Raw genomic sequence first — 20,838 nt, forward strand, 5'->3', positions numbered from 1 at the left:
GGCCACCACCTGCACCGGCTCACGCAACCCCTCCCACAACACGGCCGTACGGAGAATGTCGTGCCGGTCCACCACCTTCTGAAGCACCGCGACGAACTCATCCAACCGGGCCCGTGAATCAAAACCGAGCACCATCGGCAGGACATACGCGTCCTCACCCGACGACGCACCCATCAGATGATGGAAGAGAATGCCCTCCTGCAGCGGAGCCAGCGGATAGACATCCGCCACATTCGCGACACCCCCCGGAACTTGGGCTACGACCCTGTCGATCTCCTCCTGCGACAACCCCGCCAACGGCACCATCTCCGGCGTGATCACCTCAACACCCTCAACGATTCCATTCGCCGGAACCACCACGGACGCACCACTGTCCACCGCTCCCAGGCCGGACGCGAGCCCCGCCACCGTCGGCGTCACGAACAATGACCGCACCGGCACCGCAAGCCCACGCTCACGCAACCGCTCCACCAACGACACCGCCAGCAGCGAATGCCCACCCAACTCAAAGAAGTTGTCATCGATGGACACCCCCTCAACGCCCAGGACCTGCACGAACACCTCACACAGGATGCTCTCCTGCGGGGTACGCGGTGCACGACCTTCCGTGCTCACGGTGAACTCCGGAGCCGGCAACGCCCGCCGGTCCAACTTCCCGTTCGCCGTCAACGGCAAGGCGTCGATGGCGACGATCGCCGACGGGACCATGTAGTCCGGCACCGCTTCGGACACGTGGGCCCGCAGGGCTTGCGGATCGGCGGTGGAGACAACGTACCCGACCAGCCGCTTGTCACCGGGCCGGTCCTCCCGCACGACCACCGCAACCTGCGCGACATCGGGGTGCGAGGCGAGGACCGACTCGATCTCGCCCAACTCGATACGGAAGCCTCTGATCTTGACCTGGTCGTCGATGCGGCCCAGATACTCCAGCTCCCCAGACGCGTTCCACCGGACCAAATCTCCGGTGCGATACATCCGCGAGCCCGCAGCACCGAAGGGATCGGCCACGAAGCGCTCCGCCGTCAGCCCCGGACGGTTCAGATACCCCCGCGCCACCCCAGCACCCGCGACATACAACTCACCCGCGACGCCGAGCGGAACCGGGCACAGCCCCGCATCCAGGACATACATCCGCAGATCAGGAATGCCTTCACCGATCCTGCTACCGCCACCCGCCAGGCACATGTCCTGGTCCAACGGCAGGTAGGTGACATGCACCGTGGTCTCGGTGATCCCGTACATGTTCACCAACGTCGGACCACCCGAACCACGCCGCTCATACCACGACGCCAACCGGCCCAGATCCAACGCCTCACCGCCGAACACCACATACCTCAGAGCAAGCCGATCACCCGTCGCCGAATCATCCCGGTCGGCTTGCATCAACTGATAGAACGCAGACGGCGTCTGATTCAGCACCGTCACACCCTCGCGGGCCAGCAGATCGAGGAACTCTCCCGCCGAGCGGCTCACCTCGAACGGCACCACCACCAGGCGACCACCGTGCAACAGCGGCCCCCACAACTCCCACACCGAGAAGTCGAACGCATACGAGTGGAACAGCGTCCACACGTCATCGGATCCGAACCCGAACCACTCGTCGGTCGCGGAGAACAACCGCACCACATTCGCCTGCGGGACCACCACACCCTTCGGCCGACCCGTCGACCCCGACGTATAGATCACATACGCAGGCGTGTCCGGAGTCAGAGACGCCGTCCGCTCCACATCCGACAAGTCAGCTGCCGAATAAGCGTCAAGGATCGGCGTGTTCACCAGGATCTGCGGAGTGTCTCCGGGCAGAACGTCTTCCGCCCCGAGACCGGTGATCACACACATCGGGGCGGCGTCTTCGAGGATGTAGGCGATACGGTCGGCCGGGTAGTCGGGGTCGATGGGCACGTACGCCGCACCCGACTTCACCACCGCCAACAACGCGACCACCAGGTCGAGGGAGCGCGCCAGGGCTACCGCGACAAACCGCTCCGGCCCCGCACCCCGCTCAACCAGCAACCGAGCCAGACGATTCGCCCGCTCGTTCAACTCGCGGTACGACAGCTCCTCGCCATCGAAGACCAACGCCGTAGCATCCGGCGTCCGCACCACCTGCTCCTCGAACAACTCGGCCAGCGTGCCACCCGGCACCTCAGCGACGGTGTCGTTCCACTGGCTGAGCACGAGGTTCTGCTCGGTGTCGTTGAGGACGGGCAGGGTGTGTACGGGGGTGTCGGGAGCCTGCTCCAGGGCCTGGACCAAGCGGCCGGTAGCAGTATCCATCAGGGACAGCACCAGATCCGGGTCGATCGGGTCGACGCACTGGACGGTGAAGACGAACCCGTCACCGGTGTCGTCCACCGACACCGTCAACGGATAGTTCGTCCGCTCCTGAGCGAAGAGGACTTCAATCCCCTCCACTTCCATATCGGCGTCCGCCGCACCCACACTGTGCCGGTAATTGAACAGTGCGGTGAACAGCGGCGCCTCGGCAGCTACACCGCTCATCCGCTGTGCCAACGCCAGCGGAGCGTGCTCGTGCACCAGCAACTCGGCCAGATCGGCCTGCATCGACCGGATCGCGTCCAGTGCAACGCTACGGCCGGTATCGAGACGCACGGGCAGGGTGTTGATGAACAACCCGGGAACCCGGTCCGCACCGGCACCCGCCTGCATCCGCCCGAACAACACCGTTCCGAAGACAACGTCCTCACGGCCCGAGGCCGACGCGACCACCCGCGCGAACATCACATGCAGCACCGTCGCCGCGCTCACACCCAGACGCCGCGCCACCTCACGCACAGCCGTGGCAGTGGCCGCGTCGAGGGATTTGCGGGCCTCGGTAACCTCGGTGCCGTCGCCACGTACATCCGTGATACCGAAGGGGGCGGTCGGCTCACTCACATCACCCAGCAAACGCCCGAAGAACGCCTCGTGCTCGGCGACCGGGACGCCCAACCTCGCCTGCGCGACGAAGTTCCGGAACGGCAGCGGCACCGGCAGCTCCGCCTCCCGACCCTCCAAAAACGCCTGGACCTCCGCGAACAGCACATCCACCGCCGTGTGGTCCTGGACCAGATGATGCACCTGGAGCAACACCACCCACCGCAGCGAACCGGGGACCCCAGCCGTCGCCACCTGCACCAACGGCGCCACGGTGACATCCATCACCGAACCGCACGCCGCCAACAGACCGCCCACCACGTCACCGTCATGCCCCAGCACGACCTCACGGACCGGGATCCGCGCATGCCGGGCCACCACCTGCACCGGCTCACGCAACCCCTCCCACAACACCGCCGTACGAAGGATGTCGTGCCGGTCCACCACCTTCTGAAGCACCGCGACGAACTCATCCAACCGGGCCCGGGAATCAAAACCGAGCACCATCGGCAGGACGTACGCGTCCTCACCCGACGACGCACCCATCAGATGATGGAAAAGAATGCCCTCCTGCAGCGGAGCCAGCGGATAGACATCCGCCACATTCGCGACACCCCCCGGAACTTGGGCTACGACCCTGTCGATCTCCTCCTGCGACAACCCCGCCAACGGCACCATCTCCGGCGTGATGACTTCGACGCCGTCGACGATCCCGTTCGGGGGGATCAACAGATTCTTGTCCGCGGTCTCCAGGCCAGACGCGAGCCCCGCCACCGTCGGCGTCACGAACAATGACCGCACCGGCACCGCAAGCCCACGCTCACGCAACCGCTCCACCAACGACACCGCCAGCAGCGAATGCCCACCCAACTCAAAGAAGTTGTCATCGATGGACACCCGCTCAACGCCCAGGACCTCCGCAAACACCTGACACAGGACCTCTTCCTGCGGCGTGCGCGGAGCACGACCCATGCCGTCGGCGGCAAACTCGGGCGCGGGCAAAGCCCGCCGGTCCAACTTCCCGTTCGCCGTCAACGGCAGCGCATCCAGCACCATCACGGCCGAGGGCACCATATAGTCCGGCACCGCCTTCGCCGCATGCCCACGCAACGCCTGCGGGTCAACTACCGCACCGGCCGCGGGGACCACGTATCCGACCAGCCGCTTGTCACCGGGCCGGTCCTCCCGCACGACCACCGCAACCTGCGCGACATCGGGGTGTGTGGCCAGGACGGACTCGACCTCGCCCAACTCGATGCGGAAACCCCGCACCTTGACCTGATCGTCGATGCGACCGAGATAATCGATTTCCCCGCTCGCATTCCACCGCACCAGGTCCCCGGTGCGATACATCCGCGAGCCCGGAGTCCCGAAGGGATCGGCAACGAAGCGCTCCGCCGTCAACCCCGGACGGTTGAGGTAACCCCGTGCCAGACCAGCACCCGCGACATACAACTCCCCGACCACACCCACCGGAACCGGCGACAGACCACCATCGAGGACATACACCCGGGTGTTCCACGAAGGCCGGCCGATCGGCACCGGACCCGCCAGAGCCGGCTGACCGGGCACGAGCTGGTAGGCGACGCATCCCACCGTCGCCTCGGTCGGGCCGTACTCATTGACCACAGTGGCCGTCGGATGGGCCCGCCGCCACCGCTCCAACTGCTCACCCGTCAACTGCTCACCACCCACCACCAGATCACCCGACGGCGAAAACACACCCGGCAACGCCTCCAGCAACGCGACATGGCTCGGCGTGACCTTCGCGAAGCTCAACGGCACAGCCGCCAAAACCTCTTCGACCGCCGGATCCTCCTCCAGATCGGCCACCACCACACAGCCGCCACTGACCAGCGGCGCGAACAACACCGTCACCGTCAGATCGAACGACACCGGCGAATGCAGCAACGCGCTCCCACGCACCCCGGGATACATCTCCACCGCCCAGGACACGTAGTCGACCACCGACCGATGCTCAACCACCACACCCTTCGGCCGACCCGTCGAACCCGACGTATAGATCACATACGCCGGCGTGCCCGGATCCAGGGACACCGGCAGCTCCGCCTCAGAGTATTCGTCGAGGAGAACTCGGGCGGTGCCGTCGGGGACCTCAACTCCGCCGTCGCCGACAGTGACCACGCACATGGGAGCGGCATCTTCGAGGATGTACGCGATGCGGTCGGCCGGATAGTCCGGGTCGACAGGCACGTACGCCGCACCCGTCTTCAGGACTGCCAACAGCGCGACGACCAGATCTGCCGACCGAGGGAGGGCCACGGCGACGAACCGCTCCGGACCCGCACCCCGCTCAGCCAGGACGCGCGCCAAACGACTCGCCCGTTCGCTCAGCTCGCGGTACGACACCTCGACGCCGTCGAAGACCACCGCCGTCGCGTCCGGCGTCCGCACCACCTGCTCCTCGAACAGCTCAGGCAGCGTGCCGCCGGACACCTCCCGACCGGTGTCGTTCCAATCCTGGAGTACCAGGCTCAGTTCGACGTCATCGAGGACGCGTACCCGGCTGACCGGCTGCTCCGGGTCCGCCAGGACCTGCTCCAGGAACCGCGCCAGCCAGCCCGCCATCCGCTCGATCGTGGACCGGTCGAACAGATCCGTCGCGAACTCGATGCCGCCCGTAATCCCGGCCGGTTCGCCCTCCTCGCTGAACACCTCGGCGAGATTGAACGAGAGGTCGAACTTCGCCACCTGCGTCCCGACCGGCGCGACCTCTACGTCCAGGCCCGACATCACCAGATCCGACACCGGCGCGTTCTGGAACGCCAACTCCACCTGGAACAACGGATGTCGGCCCATCGAACGAACCGGATTCAACACCTCCACCAACCGCTCGAACGGCACATCCTGCGCGCCGAAAGCCCTGAGATCAGTCTCCCGAACCCGCTCCACCAACTCCGCGAACGACGGATCACCCGACACATCCGCCCGCAACACCAACGTGTTCACGAAGAACCCGACCAGATCATCCAGCGCCTCATCCAGACGACCCGCCACCGGAGAACCAACCGGAATGTCCGTGCCCGCTCCCAGTCGGGACAGCAGACCCGACACCGCGGCCTGAACCACCATGAACACACTCGCCCCACGCTCACGCGCAAGACCCACCACACGACGGTGCAGCCCCGCCCCGAGCGCCACCTCGACAACATCACCCTGATGCGAGGCCACCATCGGACGCGGACGATCAAAGGGCAGAGACAGCTCCTCGGGAACGCCAGCGAGTTCACTCCGCCAGAACTCCACCTGTTCCGCATCACCCTCATCACCCAGCAACTCCCGCTGCCACAAGGTGTAATCCGCGTACTGCACCGGCAACGGCTCCCACTCCGGAACCGCACCCGCACACCGCGCCCCGTACGCCGACGCCAGATCCCGCGCCAACGGCCCCAACGACCACCCATCACCCGCGATGTGATGCACCACCGCGACCAACACCCACTCACCCACGGCCACGCGGAAGGCCCAGGCCCGCACCGGGATCTCCGACTCCAGATCAAACGCATACGCCGAGACGCCCGCGACGTCAGCCCAGACTCCCCCACGATCGCTCTCCCGCACCACCAACGCCGGCGCAGCCTCCTCCACGCTCAGCACCCGCTGGAACGGCTGACCATCCACCTCCACGAACACCGTCCGCAGACTCTCATGCCGACCAACCACGTCGCTGAACGCCGCATCCAACGCGTCAACATCCACCTCACCCCGCAACCCCACGACCAACGGGATGTTGTACGTCGCGCTCGGCCCCTCCAACCGGCTCAAAAACCACAACCGCCGCTGAGCGAACGACACCGGCACCCACTCCGGACGCTCCACCGCCCGCAACACCGCACGCCCCGCACCAGCACCAGCAAGCCGCTCCGCCAACCCCACCACCGACGGAGCCTCGAACAACACACGAATGCCCAACTCGACACCCAACACCGCCCGGACACGACTCACCAAACGAGTCGCCAGCAGCGAATGCCCACCCAACTCAAAGAAGTTGTCATCGATGGACACCCGCTCAACGCCCAGGACCTCCGCAAACACCTGACACAGGACCTCTTCCTGCGGCGTGCGCGGAGCACGACCCATGCCGTCGGCGGCAAACTCGGGCGCGGGCAAAGCCCGCCGGTCCAACTTCCCGTTCGCCGTCAACGGCAGCGCATCGAGGTTGAGGATCGCTGAGGGAACCATGTACTCGGGGACCGCAGCGGCCACATGGGCACGCAGAACCTGCGGGTCGAGCACCACGCCGTCGGCCAGGACGACGTACCCTACAAGGCGCTCATCGCGGACGATGACGGTGGCCTGGGTGACGTCGGGGTGTGTGGCGAGGACGGTTTCGATCTCGCCGAGTTCGATGCGGAAGCCTCGGATCTTGACCTGATCGTCGGTACGGCCGAGGTATTCGATCTCACCGTCGGTGTTCCAGCGGACGAGGTCCCCGGTCCGGTACATCCGCGTGCCGGGCGCCCCGAAGGGGTCGGCGACAAAGCGCTCCGCCGTCAGACCGGGCCGCTGGTGGTAGCCGCGGGCCAGCTGGACACCGGCGATGTACAACTCGCCTGCCACGCCGACGGGTATGGGAGAGAGACCCTCGTCGAGGACGTACAGCTTCGTGTTCCACACCGGCCGCCCGATCGGCACGGTCGTACCCGCCGGCGCCGAGCACTTCCACCATGACACGTCGATCGACGCCTCGGTCGGCCCGTAAAGATTGAACAACGGGACATCCAGCACCTGCCGGAACCGGTCGACCGCCTCCGGCGGCAGCGCCTCACCGCTGCACACCACCCGTCGAACCACACCGCGGCACCGCGCCGCAGCAGGCTCCTGGAGGAAGACCTGGAGCATGGACGGCACGAAGTGCACCGTCGTCACCCGCTCCTGTGTGATCAGCGACGCCAGGTATTCGGGATCCCGATGCCCACCGGGCCGGGCCACGACCAATCCGGCGCCGGTCAGCAGCGGCCAGAAGAACTCCCATACCGACACGTCGAACCCCGACGGCGTCTTCTGCAGCACCCGGTCATCAGCCGCCAGGGGAAACCGGTCCTGCATCCACAACAACCGGTTCACGATGCCCCGGTGCTCGACCACCACACCCTTGGGCCGGCCCGTCGAACCCGACGTATAAATCACATACGCAGGCGAACCCGGATCCACGACAACCGACAGATCGTATTCATCGACGACGGCCTGCGCGCTCTCGGCCAGCATCTCCTTCGTGACCACACACATCGGGGCGGCATCTTCGAGGATGTAGGCGATGCGGTCGGCCGGATAGTCGGGGTCGACAGGCACGTACGCCGCACCCGTCTTCAGCACCGCAAGCAATGCCACCACGAGTTCCGCCGACCGTGGCAGCGCGACCGCCACGAATCGCTCCGGCCCCGCACCCCGCTCGAGCAACAACCGGGCCAGGCGATCTGCCTGCTCATTCAACGAGCGATACGACAACTCGGCGCCTTCGAAGACCACTGCGGTGGCATCCGGAGTACGTGCGACCTGCTCCTCGAACAACTCGGGCAACGTACGGTCAGGCACCACGGCAGCGGTGTCGTTCCAGTCCGTGAGGACCCGACCCAGTTCGGCGTCGTCCAGGACGCGTGCCCGGCTGACCGGCTGCTCCGGGTTCGCCAGGACCTGCTCCAGGAACCGCGCCAGCCAGCCCGCCATCCGCTCGATCGTGGACCGGTCGAACAGATCCGTCGCGAACTCGATGCCGCCCGTAATCCCGGCCGGTTCGCCCTCCTCGCTGAACACCTCGGCGAGATTGAACGAGAGGTCGAACTTCGCCACCTGCGTCCCGACCGGCACGACCTCTACGTCCAGACCCGACATCACCAGATCCGACACCGGCGCGTTCTGGAACGCCAACGCCACCTGGAACAGCGGGTGCCGGCCCATCGAGCGAACCGGATTCAACACCTCCACCAACCGCTCGAACGGCACATCCTGCGCGCCGAAAGCCCTGAGATCGGTCTCCCGGACTCTTGCGACCAGCTCCGCGAACGACGGATCACCCGACACATCCGCCCGCAACACCAACGTGTTCACGAAGAACCCGACCAGATCATCCAGCGCCTCATCCAGACGACCCGCCACCGGAGAACCGATCGGAATGTCCGTGCCCGCTCCCAGTCGGGACAGCAGACCCGACACCGCGGCCTGAACCACCATGAACACACTCGCCCCACGCTCACGCGCAAGGCTCACCACGTTCCGGTGCACCGCCGCATCGAACTCAAACTCGACGACATCACCCTGATGCGAAGCCACCAACGGACGCGGACGATCAAAGGGCAGAGACAGCTCCTCGGGAACGCCAGCGAGCTCACTCCGCCAGAACTCCACCTGTTCCGCATCACCCTCATCACCCAGCAACTCCCGCTGCCACAAGGTGTAATCCGCGTACTGCACCGGCAACGGCTCCCACTGCGGAACCGCACCCACACACCGCGCCCCGTACGCCGACGCCAGATCCCTCGCCAACGGACCCAACGACCACCCATCACCCGCGATGTGATGCACCACCGCGACCAACACCCACTCACCCACAGCCACGCGGAAGGCCCAGGCCCGCACCGGAATCTCCGACTCCAGATCAAACGCATACGCCGAGACGCCCGCGACGTCAGCCCAGACTCCCCCACGATCGCTCTCCCGCACCACCAACGCCGGCGCAGCCTCCTCCACACTCAGCACCCGCTGGAACGGCTGACCATCCACCTCCACGAACACCGTCCGCAGACTCTCATGCCGACCAACCACGTCGCTGAACGCCGCATCCAACGCGTCAACATCCACCTCACCCCGCAACCCCACGACCAACGGGATGTTGTACGTCGCGCTCGGCCCCTCCAACCGGCTCAAAAACCACAACCGCCGCTGAGCGAACGACACCGGCACCCACTCCGGACGCTCCACCGCCCGCAACACCACACGCCCCGCACCAGCACCAGCAAGCCGCTCCACCAACCCCACCACCGACGGAGCCTCGAACAACACACGAATACCCAACTCCACACCCAACACCGACCGGACACGACTCACCAAACGAGTCGCCAGCAGCGAATGCCCACCCAACTCAAAGAAGTTGTCATCGATGGACACCCCCTCAACGCCCAGGACCTCCGCAAACACCTGACACAGGACCTCTTCCTGCGGCGTGCGCGGAGCACGACCCATGCCATCGGCGGCAAACTCGGGCGCGGGCAAAGCCCGCCGGTCCAACTTCCCGTTCGCCGTCAACGGCAATGCATCCAGCACCATCACGGCCGAGGGCACCATATAGTCCGGCACCGCCTTCGCCGCATGCGCCCGCAGGGCTTGCGGGTCGAGTGCTGCACCGGCGGTGGGGACGGCGTATCCGACGAGCCGCTTGTCGCCGGGCCGGTCCTCCCGCACGACCACCGCAACCTGCGCGACATCGGGGTGTGTGGCCAGGACAGACTCGACCTCGCCCAACTCGATGCGGAAACCCCGCACCTTGACCTGATCGTCGATGCGACCGAGGTACTCGATCTCCCCGCTCGCATTCCACCGCACCAGGTCCCCGGTGCGGTACATGCGCGAGCCGGGCGCCCCGAAGGGGTCGGCAACGAAGCGCTCCGCCGTCAGCCCCGGACGGTTCAGATACCCCCGCGCCAGACCGTCACCAGCGATGTACAACTCACCGGCCACGCCCACCGGAACCGGGCACAGTCCGGCGTCGAGGACGTAGGTGGAGACGTTGTCGATCGGACGGCCGATCGGCGGGGTGGTGTCGATGCCGGTGTCGGCATCGGTGTGCCAATAGGTGGTGTAGACGGTCGCTTCGGTCGGACCGTAGATGTTCGCGACCCTGGCCCCGGGCATCGCCGCCCGGATGTCACGTACCGTGTGCGCGGCCAGCGCCTCACCGGCCAGGGCCACCGCACGCGGACGGGCACCGCTCAACGTGCCGGCCAGCAGATGAGAGAAGGCCGAGGGCACGCCGCTGACCAGGCTCCCGGACAGTGTGTCGGGCTCGAGGTCGGGCAGGGACAGCAGGTCCCGTACGACCTCGATACTGCCGCCGGCCACCAGCGGGGCGAAGATCTCGAAGACGGAGACGTCGAAGTTCAGCGATGTGGAGGCCACGACCCGGGACAGCTCCGCGAAGCGGAACCTGCGACCGGCCCAGGCCAACAGGTTCGCCACCGACCGGTGCTCAACCACCACGCCCTTCGGCCACCCCGTCGAACCCGACGTGAAGATCACATACGCTGGGCACGCCGCACCCAACGAACCCAGACGCTCGCCATCGGTGAGGTTCTCCTGGCCCAGGACGGCCAGCCGGGCCACCGTCCCGGAATCGTCCAGCAGGATCCGGGTGGTGCCGGCCGGCAGCTCGACCCCGCTGTCCCCGACCGTGATCACGCACATGGGGCGGGCGTCATCGAGGATGTAGGCGATTCGGTCAGCCGGGTAGTCCGGGTCGATGGGCACATATGCTGCGCCCGTCTTCAGCACCGCCAGCAGAGCGATAACCAGGTCGAGGGACCGAGGCACGGCCACCGCGACGAAGCGCTCCGGGCCGGCACCCTGTTCGACCAGCAGATGGGCGAGACGGTTCACGCGTTCGTTCAGCTCGCGGTACGACAGTTCGGTGCCGTCGAAGACCAGCGCCGTCGCGTCCGGCGTCCGCGCGACTTGCTCCTCGAACAGCTCAGGCAGCGTGCCGCCGGACACCTCCCGACCGGTGTCGTTCCAATCCTGGAGTACCAAGCTCAGTTCGGCGTCATCGAGGACGCGTACCCGGCTGACCGGCTGCTCCGGGTCCGCCAGGACCTGCTCCAGGAACCGCGCCAGCCAGCCCGCCATCCGCTCGATCGTGGACCGGTCGAACAGATCCGTCGCGAACTCGATGCCGCCCGTAATCCCGGCCGGTTCGCCCTCCTCGCTGAACACCTCGGCGAGATTGAACGAGAGGTCGAACTTCGCCACCTGCGTCCCGACCGGCACGACCTCTACGTCCAGACCCGACATCACCAGATCCGACACCGGCGCGTTCTGGAACGCCAACGCCACCTGGAACAACGGGTGCCGGCCCATCGAGCGAACCGGATTCAACACCTCCACCAACCGCTCGAACGGCACATCCTGCGCCGCGAAAGCCCTGAGATCAGTCTCCCGAACCCGCTCCACCAACTCCGCGAACGACGGATCACCCGACACATCCGCCCGCAACACCAACGTGTTCACGAAGAACCCGACCAGATCATCCAGCGCCTCATCCAGACGACCCGCCACCGGAGAACCAACCGGAATGTCCGTGCCCGCCCCCAGCCGCGACAGCAGACCCGACACCGCGGCCTGAACCACCATGAACACACTCGCCCCACGCTCACGCGCAAGACTCACCACGTTCCGGTGCACCGCCGCATCGAACTCAAACTCGACGACATCACCCTGGTGCGAAGCCACCAACGGACGCGACCGATCGTACGGCAGCGCCAACTCCTCAGGGACCGCGGCGAGCTCACCCCGCCAAAACTCCACCTGCTCCGCGCCCGTACTCTCCGGGTCGTCCTCATCACCCAGCAACTCCCGCTGCCACAAGGTGTAATCCGCGTACTGCACCGGCAACGGCACCCACTGCGGAACCGCACCCACACACCGCGCCCCGTACGCCGACGCCAGATCCCGCGCCAACGGACCCAACGACCACCCATCACCCGCGATGTGATGCACCACCGCGACCAACACCCACTCACCCACGGCCACGCGGAAGGCCCAGGCCCGCACCGGAATCTCCGACTCCAGATCAAACGCATACGCCGAGACGCCCGCGACGTCAGCCCAGACTCCCCCACGATCGCTCTCCCGCACCACCAACGCCGGCGCAGCCTCCTCCACACTCAGCACCCGCTGGAACGGCTGACCATCCACCTCCACGAACACCGTCCGCAGACTCTCATGCCGACCAACCACGTCGCTGAACGCCGCATCCAACGCGTCAACATCCACCTCACCCCGCAACCCCACGACCAACGGGATGTTGTACGTCGCGCTCGGCCCCTCCAACCGGCTCAAAAACCACAACCGCCGCTGAGCGAACGACACCGGCACCCACTCCGGACGCTCCACCGCCCGCAACACCGCACGCCCCGCACCAGCACCAGCAAGCCGCTCCGCCAACCCCACCACCGACGGAGCCTCGAACAACACACGAATGCCCAACTCGACACCCAACACCGACCGGACACGACTCACCAAACGAGTCGCCAGCAGCGAATGCCCACCCAACTCAAAGAAGTTGTCATCGATACTGACCTCTTCAACCCCAAGCACCTCCGCAAACAGCTCACACAGCTGCTTCTCCTGCGGGGTACGCGGTGCACGGCCCATGCCGTCGGCGGTGAATTCGGGTGCGGGCAGGGCCCGCCGGTCCAACTTCCCGTTCGGCGTCAACGGCAGTGCGTCAAGAACAAGAACTGCGGAGGGGACCATATAGTCCGGTACCGCCTTCGCCGCATGCGCCCGCAGGGCTTGCGGGTCGAGTGCTGCACCGGCGGTGGGGACGGCGTACCCGACGAGCCGCTTGTCACCGGGCCGGTCCTCGCGGACGATCACCACGGCATGGGCGACGTCCGAGTGCCCAGCGAGGACGGACTCGATCTCGCCCAGCTCGATGCGGAAGCCCCGCACCTTGACCTGATCGTCGATGCGACCGAGGTACTCGATCTCCCCGGCCGCGTTCCACCGGACCAGGTCTCCGGTGCGGTACATGCGCGAGCCCGGAGTCCCGAAGGGGTCGGCGACGAAGCGTTCGGCGGTCAGGCCGGGCCGGTGGTGGTAGCCGCGGGCCAGCTGGACACCGGCGATGTACAACTCGCCCGCCACGCCCACCGGCACCGGGGACAGGCCGGCGTCCAGGACGTACAGCTGCGTGTTCCACACCGGCCGCCCGATCGGCACGCTCGTGCCGGCCGGGGTCCGGCACTGCCACCAGGAGACGTCCACCGACGCTTCCGTCGGGCCGTAAAGGTTGAACAGCGGCACATCCAGCACCTGGTGGAAGCGATCGACCACCTCGGGCGGCAGTGCCTCACCGCTGCATACCACGCGCCGCAGCCCACCGCACTGCCCGGCCGCGGGCTCCTGCAAGAACACCTGTAGCATCGACGGCACGAAGTGCACCGTCGTGACCCGCTCCTGCACGATCAGCGACGCCAGATACGCCGGATCCCGGTGACCACCGGGCCGCGCCACCACCAGCCCCGCACCCGCGATCAGCGGCCAGAAGAACTCCCACACCGACACGTCGAATCCCGACGGCGTCTTCTGCAACACCCGGTCATCAGCCGTCAGAGCAAACCGGTCCTGCATCCACAACAACCGGTTCACGATCCCCCGGTGCTCGACCACCACACCCTTGGGCCGACCCGTCGAACCCGACGTGTAAATCACATACGCCGGAGTCGACGCCTCCAGCGGAGCAAGCCGATCAGCATCGGAAAGGTTCTCGGGGCTGAGAGCGGCCTTCCGGTCCGCTACCGTCGGAGCGTCGAGGACGAGCGGGACGGTGCCGGCCGGCAGCTCGATCCGGCTTTCCTCGGCAGTGATCACGCACATCGGGGCGGCGTCCTTCAGCATGAACGCGATCCGGTCCGCGGGATAGTCCGGGTCGACGGGCACATACGCCGCCCCCGACTTGAGCACCGCCAGCAGTGCGACGACCAGGTCCAGCGACCGCGGCAACGCCACCGCCACAAACCGCTCCGGACCCGCACCCCTTTCCACCAGCAGCCGCGCGAGCCGGTTCGCCCGCGCGTTCAGCTCGCCGTACGACAGCTCCACACCCTCGAACACCACCGCAGTCGCCTCCGGCGACCGCGCCACCCGCTCCTCGAACAGAACCGGCAGCACACCATCAGGAACCTCACGGCCCGTGTCGTTCCACCGCTCGAGCACCAACTGCCGCTCGGCCTCGTCCAGAACCTCAACCCGGCCCACCAGCCGGTCCGGATCCACCCGCACCGCCTCGATCAGGCGCAGCAGCCAGTGCATGATCCGCTCGGCGCTCGCCTGGTCGAACAGGTCGGGGCGGTAGTCCAGCCACAGCCGGAGGCGTTCTCCGGGAGCTACGACCAGCCGAAGCGGATAATGTGCGGCATCCTTGACGTCAATTGACACCACCTGCAGCCCGACGCTGGTCAAGTCGAGGGATTGCGGGTCCACAGGGTAATTCTCGAAGACGATGCAGGTGTCGAACAGCTCGTTCACCCCGGCCATGCGGTGCAGTTCAGACAGGCCGAGGTGGTGGTGCTGGATCAGCTGCGACTGGCTTTCCTGCAGGTGCTGCAGCCCGTTCCGGAGTGACTCGGAGGGTACGATCTGCATGCGTACCGGGACCGTGTTGATCAACATGCCGATCATCGAGGCGGAGCCGGTCAGTTCCGGGGAACGGCCGGAAACCGTGGCGCCGAAGGTGATGTCGTCGCGTCCGGTCAGCCGGCTGAGGATGTTTCCCCAGGCACCTTGGATCGCGGTGTTCAAGGTCAGGCCGCAGGTGCGTATCTGCTGGTTCAGGGCAGCAGTCTCCTCAGCCGACAATTCGACCGGGATTCGCTCGGGCATCATTGAGGCTTGGCGGGTCTCGCCCGGGGCCACCAGCGTCGCTCCGTCCAAGTTGGCGAGTTCCGCGCTCCAAGCCTTGCGCCCGGCCTCGTCATCCTGATGCGCGAGGTAGGACAGAAAGTCGCGATACGGCGCCGCGTAGGGAAGAGCGGATTCGTCGCACCGGTTCATGTACAGCGTGAAGAGCTCTCGCATGAACAGCGGCATCGACCATCCGTCGAGGATGAGGTGATGGTTGCTCAAGACCAGGCGGGTCAGGTCCGGTGCGATCCGGATCAGGATGAACCGGATCAAGGGCGGCCGGGCCAGGTCGAAGCGGCTCACACGGTCCTCGATCAGCAGCTGGGCCGCTTCACGCTCCGCCTGTTCCCGGTCCTGTGAGCTGAGGTCGATCTCCCGCCATGGGAGCGGCACCTCGGTCGGGATCACCTGGACGGGTTCGCCCGTCTTCCTCTGCCGGAACGAGGCTCGCAGGTTCGGGTGCCGCCGGAGCACCGTCTCGGCCGCAGCCCGCAGGGTAGCGGTGTCCAGTGCGCCTCTCAGGTCAAACGCCCACTGGGCCGTGTACACGTCCGTGTCGGTGAGGTCGAAGAGAGAGTGGAAGAGCAGGCCCTCCTGGAACGGCGTCAGAGGCAGAATGTCTTGGATACGCGGCCGGCCAGTCACCAGGTCCCCCACTCAGAGTCAAGTTCACTTTCGAAAGCGTCGATTTCGCCCTGGCTCAGATCCACCAGGGAAAGGTCGGACGGCGTGTGGCCGCCCGCGTCGGGGCGATACCCGTGCGCGGCAAGCGCGTCCAGAATTCGGAACCAGGTTTCGGCCAGGTCGCGCACGGTCGCGTCTGGGAACAGGGAATGCGGCCAGGTCCAGCGGACCGTAAGGCGTGCGCCGTCGGCATGATTCTCGGTGACGGCGTTGATCTCGATCGCGTGGGCCACAGCCATCGAGGCGTCACCGCCGCCGACAAGTCCGAGCTCCGGTACTGCCGCCCAGTCACGACTGTCTGGAGCGGAGGAGACGTCGAACCGTCCCAGGTAGTTGAAGCCGATCTGGGGCTTCGGCAGGGCGGACAGCTCGGCACCGGTCTCTGTGTTGAGATATCGCAGCAGGCCGAATTCGGTGCCGTTCGCGGAGAATTCGCGTACCTGTTCTTTGATGCGCTTGAAGGCGCGTCCCAGGTCCTCCCCGCCGGCCCAGATGTCTGGCCAGTCGACCTCGCCAGGGTCCAACAGCATGGGATAAAGGCTGGTGAACCACCCCACGGTTCCGGACAAGTCGACCGGCTCGGCCAGGCCCTCGCGGCCGTGTCCTTCCACGTCCAGCAGCACAGCCGTGCTCCGGCCGAAGTCGCAGCGCCGACGCCAGTCCGCCACCGCGAGGGCCAGTGCGGCCAGGAGCCCGTCTTGAACGGTGGCATGGAAGGCCGACGGTACTGTCGTCAGAAGGGCAGCGGTCTGTGCCTCCGGCAGAGAAAGCGTGATGCTTCGAAGTGTCGACTCAGTGTCCCGAGCGGGGTCGAGCGCAACCGGCCCCAGGCTCTGGTCACCGGCCTCGAGGGCCGCGGTCCAGGTGGGAAGGTTGGCCGTGCATCCCGGGTCCACGGCAAGCTGCTGCAACTGCGCCGCCCAGGTACGGAAGGACGTACCCGAGCGGGTCAGCGAGGGTGTCACACCGGTTGCGGCCGCGGCACACGCGGCCGCCAGGTCCGACGCCAGGATCCGCCAGGAAACTCCGTCGACGGCCAGGTGGTGAATGACCCATAGGAGTCGGCCACGCTCGGTTGGTCCGGCATCGAACCAGGTGACCGTGAACGCGACGCCGGCGTCGAGGGCCAACCGCTCTGCGGCCGGGCCGATCTCGGCACGAGTCAGCTCTTGTACTTCTTCTTCCGACAGCCCGCAGATATCGATCCGGGAAACTCGGGCGCCGGAATCGACCGCGCCGCGCTGCTGTACTTCGAGCGTCGGCGCTGCATCAGTCGCTCCGTGCACGGTGCGCAGCCGCAGCATGTCATGGTGCTCCACGACGGTACCCAACCCGGTTCGCACGTCACCAGCTGTGAGACCTGCCGGGGTCCGCACCACCATCGCCTGGTGGAAGTGGTCAATCGGTCCGTTCCTGTCGAACAGCCAACGCATCATGGGTGTGGGCGGCAGCTCGCCAATCCCTGCGTCCGGGTCTTCCGAGACCTCATCGGTGAGGACGGTCACTACGGATGCCAGACCGTGAACGCTTCTCAGCTGGAAGACGTCTTTTGGCGTAATGCCCAGACCGACTTGCTGTGCTCGGCTCACCACCTGGAGCGCCAGGATGCTGTCGCCGCCCAGCTCGAAGAAGTTGTCGTCGATACCGACCCGCTCGACCCCGAGGACCTCCGCGAACACCTGGCACAGGACCTCCTCCTGCACCGTCCGCGGAGCACGGCCCTCCCCGACAGCGGTGAACTCCGGCGCTGGCAAAGCCTTGCGGTCCAGCTTCCCGTTCGGCGTCACCGGCAGCCCGTCCAGCACCACGACCGCAGACGGAACCATGTACTCCGGCAGCAGCTCCGCGACGTAGGACCGCAGTCCCTGAACGTCCAGCGCACCGGCATCGGCCATGGCAACCGCGTATCCGACCAGGCGCTTGTCACCCTGCCGGTCCTCACGCACCACGACCGCGGCCTGGCCCACCCGCGGATGACCCATCAGGACCGACTCGATCTCACCCAGCTCGATCCGGAAACCACGCACCTTCACCTGGTCGTCCGCACGACCGACGTACTCCAGCTCCCCGGCCGCCGTGCGGCGCGCCACGTCGCCGGTCCGGTAGAGCCGGCCGCCGGCCGGTCCGAAGGGGTCGGCGACAAAGCGCTCGGCGGTCAGGGCGGGGCGGTTGAGGTAACCGCGGGCGAGCTGGCCGCCCGCAATGTAGACCTCACCGGCAACGCCGCCCGGCACCGGACGGAGCAATCCGTCGAGGACATAGACCCGGGTGTTCCAGACCGGACGGCCGATCGGGACGGTGCCGGCGTCACCGCCAAGGCCGTCCAGCCGGCCAGCTGTCGCCTGGATGGTGGCCTCGGTCGGACCGTACACATTGATCACGCTCGCGTCCCAGGCCGCGGCGGCTTCCCTGGCCAGCGTCGCTGGAAGCGCCTCACCGCCCGAGAGGAGCACCCGGATGCCCCGGCCCCGCTCGTCCAGCGGCATCGCGGCCAGCAGGGACGGCACGAACTGAGCCACCGTGACGCCGCGGTGCCCGATGAACGCGAGCAGCTGCTCGGGGTCGCGGGTCACCTCGGCCGACGCCATGGCCACGGCCGCCCCGGAGATCAACGGCGCCCACAGCTCACCGCCGGCCGCGTCGAAGCTGACCGAGGTGCGGGCGAGCACCACGTCCCGTGAGGTCAGCCCGGTCTCCGCGGCGAGCCAGCAGAGCTGGTTGGCGAGGCCGGCGTGGGTGACGACGACGCCCTTGGGGGCGCCGGTGGAACCGGAGGTGTAGATGACATACGCCGGGTGCCGGGCGGTGAGCGCGGCCATCCGGTCCGTGTCCGTCACATCGGTGTCCGAATGGACCGTCAGGGCCGCGGCGGTCCCCGGCTCGTCGAGCAGCAGGACCGGTTCCGCCGTCTCGATCCTGGCCCCCCTGGTGGTCAGCACCAGAGCGGGGGCGGCGTCCTTCAGCATGAACGCGATCCGGTCCGCCGGATAGTCCGGGTCGACGGGCACATACGCCGCCCCCGACTTGAGCACTGCCAGCAGTGCGACGACCAGGTCCAGCGACCGCGGCAACGCCACCGCCACAAACCGCTCCGGACCCGCACCCTGTTCCACCAGCAGCCGCGCAAGCCGGTTCGCCCGCGCGTTCAGCTCGCCGTACGACAGCTCCACACCCTCGAACACCACCGCAGTCGCCTCCGGCGACCGCGCCACCCGCTCCTCGAACAGAACCGGCAGCACACCATCAGGAACCCCACGGCCCGTGTCGTTCCACCGCTCGAGCACCAACTGCCGCTCGGCCTCGTCCAGAACCTCAACCCGGCCCACCGGCCGGTCCGGGTCCACCCGCACCGCCTCGACAAACCGCTGGAACCGGGCCAGGTGTGCGGCGAGCTCCTCGCGCGTGTACAAGGCGGGGTTGGCGTCGAAATCGACGCGCAACATGTGAGGGTCGGCGTCCTGGGTGATCGTGATCGCCAGGTCCCCGACCGGGCCGTTGGTCAGGGCGTGCGCAACCGCGTGCTGTCCGGCGAAGTCGAGCTCATAGTTGAATGACATGATGTTGATCGTCGGCCCGAACGTGCGCTGCCATCCGGCACGGCCAAGGTCGCTGTGCAGATCCTCCTGCCGGTAACGCTGTCGCTGCAGCAGGCCGCGAACCGAGCTGGAGACGTCAGCCAATACCTCGGCGATGCCGGCTTCAGGGCGCACCCGAACGGTCAGGGGCAAAATGTTGGACAGCATACCCGGGGTGTATCGCTGAACCGCGGTCGCCCGGGAAGTCACCGGCACCTCCAGCGTGACGGCGTCTTGGCCGGTGAGCCGGGCGAAGTAGGCACCGCTGAGGGCCAGCACAGCACCGGGCCAAGCCGATTGGCCAAGTCCAGCGGTGGTGCAGATGTCGGTGACGGTCTCCTTGGCCAAGCATGCCGTTTCCCGGAGGGGGACGCCAGCGGGCGCTGCGGAGCGGCCAGCGAGCAGGAGCGGCGCAGCGTCGGCTGCGGGTTGGCGGGACCAGAAAGCTCGATCGTGCTCAAGTTGCGGCGAACTGCGATACTCGCGCTCCTCGTCCAGCAACCGGGTGATCGACTTGAACCTGGTCTCCCGGCAGGGTTCGGATCGGGTCAGCGCGGTGTAGACCTCAGCTACCCGCTGGGCCACCAGTCCACAGCTGTAGCCGTCCATCACAATGTGGTGGCAGCGCTGATACCAGAAGTATCGGCGGTCTGAGATCTTGAGCAAGGCCCATGTGAACAGCGGTCCAGTGGTCAGATCAAAGGGAAGCGTCATTTCGGCGCGCATCCACTGCTTCGCCTTCCCGACAGGATCCGCTTCGCTGGCGAGGTCGAGGTAAGTCAGAGTCCAGTCGGAACCCGAGGTTACTTCCTGTCCGACCTCGCCCTTCTGCTCCACGATCTTGATCCGCAGCGCCTCAGTCTCGGCCAGCACACGGCGAAGCGCACATTCGAAAACGTCCACGTCCATGGAGCCATCAATGTCAGCGTATTGATTGACATTGAACATGAGGCTTGCCGGTTCCAGCTTCTGAGCCACCCACACGCCCATCTGCGCAGCGAGCAGGGGCAGGGAAGCCCTCGAGGCTTCGGTCACTTCGGTTCCCATCATGTGCTTCGTCTCTCCA

General features: G+C 66.7%; 2 protein-coding genes (1 of these 2 cut by a window edge). Both read right to left on the reverse strand.

Annotation, left to right across the window (positions count from 1 at the left end):
• Window positions 1–16,158: the 5' portion of a non-ribosomal peptide synthase/polyketide synthase gene (locus OG584_RS05170; protein ID WP_405775440.1), read on the reverse strand. Its footprint begins 2,895 nt before the window's first position; the window shows 16,158 of its 19,053 coding nt (coding positions 1–16,158); its start codon is at window positions 16,156–16,158; its stop codon lies beyond the left edge, outside the window.
• Window positions 16,155–20,822 carry an amino acid adenylation domain-containing protein gene (locus tag OG584_RS05175; protein WP_405775442.1) on the reverse strand — a complete coding sequence of 1,556 codons (4,668 nt, stop codon included), beginning with the start codon at window positions 20,820–20,822 and terminating at the stop codon, window positions 16,155–16,157. Before OG584_RS05175 ends, OG584_RS05170 begins: the two co-directional genes overlap by 4 nt.
• Window positions 20,823–20,838 lie beyond the last annotated feature (16 nt).

The organism is Streptomyces sp. NBC_00859, from assembly GCF_045161865.1.
Taxonomy (GTDB): Bacteria; Actinomycetota; Actinomycetes; order Streptomycetales; family Streptomycetaceae; genus Streptomyces.

Excerpts from the sequence above, each read along its gene's own strand:
- OG584_RS05175 (WP_405775442.1), bottom strand. The coding sequence starts at position 20,822 with ATGATGGGAACCGAAGTGACCGAAGCCTCGAGGGCTTCCCTGCCCCTG.